The following is a 2,348-nucleotide window of genomic DNA, read 5'->3' on the forward strand; positions in this document are numbered from 1 at the left end:
CGGTCGAGGGGTTCGGCCTCGTCGTCCTCGCGCCCCCACGCGGCGCGGACGTCGGCGAGCGCGCCGCGCACGGCCACCTCCGCCGCCTCGGCGGCCGACGACCGGGCGGGACCGGCCGTCCCGCCGGTGTCGTCAGGACCGTCGGCGTGGTCGGTGACGTGGTCGGGACCGGTCACGGGGTCGGTGACGGGGTCGGTGCCGCCCGGTGGCGCGGCCCACCACCACGCCAGGGCCAGCTGCCGCAGGCGCGGGGCCACCGCCCCGGCGAAGGCGGCGAACGACGCCTCGTCCTCCTGGCGCACCCCCACCACCCCGTCCGGTGCCGCTGCCGCCGCCGGACGTCCTGGTCTGTCCGGTACGCCATCTACCCTGACCGGGTGAGCGTTCCTCCCGCCAGCCGGCCCGGCTCCCCAGCCGGTGGGGGTGGCGCGGACGTCGCACCCGACCACGACCTGCGGGCCGTCCTGGCCAACCGCGCCTTCCGGCGGCTGTGGCTGTCGCTGGCGCTGTCCAGCTTCGGCGACTGGCTCGGCACCTTCGCCAAGATCGGCATGGCGGCGGGCCTGGCGGGCGGCGGCTACGCCGGGCAGAACCTCGCCGTCTCCGCCGTGATCATCCTCCAGGTGGCCCCCGCCGCCCTGCTCGGCCCGCTCGCCGGCGCGCTCGCCGACCGGCTCGACCGCCGGGCCACCATGGTCGTGGGCGACCTGCTGCGCTTCGGCCTCTTCGCGTCCATCCCGCTGGTGGGGACGCTGACCTGGCTGTTCGTCGCGACCCTCCTCATCGAGCTGGTCGCGATGTTCTGGGGCCCCGCCAAGGACGCCACGGTCCCCAACCTCGTGCCGCGCTCGCAGCTGGAGGCGGCCAACCAGGTCAGCCTGGCCGCCACCTACGGCTCCGCACCCGTCGCCGGCGTCGTGTTCGTCGCGCTCACCCTGCTCGCCGGGGTGCTCGACGACGTCGTGCCCGCCCTCGCCGGCAGCCAGGTGTCGCTGGCCTTCTACGCCGACGCCCTGACCTTCCTCGTCGCCGCGCTCGTCGTCTGGCGCCTGGACATCCCCCCGCGCGCCCCGCGCCCGGAGGGGGCAGCCCGCACCTCGCTGTGGCGCGACGTCGTGGACGGCTGGCGGTTCGTGGCCGGCAACCGGCTGCTGCGCGGGCTCGTCGGCGGGATGCTCGCCGCCTTCGCCGCCGGTGGTGTCGTCATCGGCCTGGCCCGCACCCTGGTGCGCGACCTCAAGGCCGGCGACCCGGGGTTCGGGGTGCTGGCCGTGGCCGTCCTGTCGGGCCTGGCGGTGGGGATGTGGGCGGGGCCGCGGCTGCTGGCGGGGCTGTCCCGGCGGCGCCTGTTCGGCCTGGCGCTCACCGCCGCGGGCGGGTTCCTGCTGCTGGTGGGCCTGGTGCCCAACATCGTGCTCGTCGCGGGGTTCTGCGCCGGCATGGGCGCCTGCGCGGGCGTGGCGTGGGTGACGGGCTCGACGCTGCTGGGGCTGGAGGCCGACGACGAGGTGCGCGGGCGCACGTTCGCCTTCGTCGGGTCCGTCACCCGCGTGGTGCTGGTGCTCGTCATGGCGGCGGCCCCGGCGCTGGCGGCGCTGCTGGGGGAGCACACCTGGCACTTCAACCCGCGGGTGGCGCTGACGTACAACGGCGCGGCGCTGACGTTCGCGCTGGCGGGGCTGCTGCTGACGGCCGGTGGCGTGCTGGCGCTGCGGCACATGGACGACCGGCCCGGCACGTCCCTGCGCCGGGACCTGGCCCGCGCGTGGCGCGAGCGCGGCCGGCCGGCCGGGGAGCGCTGCACCGCCCGGCCGGGGTGGCCGGGGGTGTTCGTGGCGCTGGAGGGCGGCGACGGCACGGGCAAGTCGACGCAGGCGCGGCTGCTGCGGGAGTGGATCGGCGCCGAGCTCGGGCTGGAGGTCGTGCTGACCCGGGAGCCGGGCGGCACCCCGGCCGGTGTGGCGCTGCGGCAGGTGCTGCTGGCCTCGACGGCGCCGCTGGACCCGCGCAGCGAGGCGCTGCTGTTCGCCGCGGACCGGGCCCAGCACGTGGCGCAGGTGGTGCGCCCGGCGCTGCAGCGGGGTGCGGTGGTGGTGAGCGACCGCTACGTGGACTCCTCCCTGGCGTACCAGGGGGCCGGCCGCGCGCTGGAGCGCGCCGACGTGGAGCGGCTGTCGCGCTGGGCGACGCAGGGCCTGCTGCCGGACCTGACCGTGGTGCTGGACCTGGACCCGGCGGCGGCCCGCACCCGCCGGCACGGGGACGCCGCGCGCGGTGGTGAGGACCGGGTGGAGGCGGAGCCCCTGGCGTTCCACGTGCGGGTGCGCCGCGGGTTCCTGGACCTGGCG

Annotated in this window: 1 protein-coding gene and 1 pseudogene; one reads left to right on the top strand and one right to left on the bottom strand. The window is 77.6% G+C overall.

Annotated elements, in window-relative coordinates:
• Positions 1–302 (bottom strand): annotated as a pseudogene (locus ABEB16_RS11435) (hypothetical protein); the annotation flags it as partial.
• 75 nt (positions 303–377) lie between these two features.
• Here ABEB16_RS11435 and tmk point away from each other — a divergent pair.
• On the top strand, positions 378–2,348 hold a 1,971-nt coding region (gene tmk, locus ABEB16_RS11440), incomplete at its 3' end, for a dTMP kinase (protein ID WP_345712378.1).

The organism is Kineococcus glutinatus (assembly GCF_039542765.1).
Classification (GTDB): Bacteria; Actinomycetota; Actinomycetes; order Actinomycetales; family Kineococcaceae; genus Kineococcus_A; species Kineococcus_A glutinatus.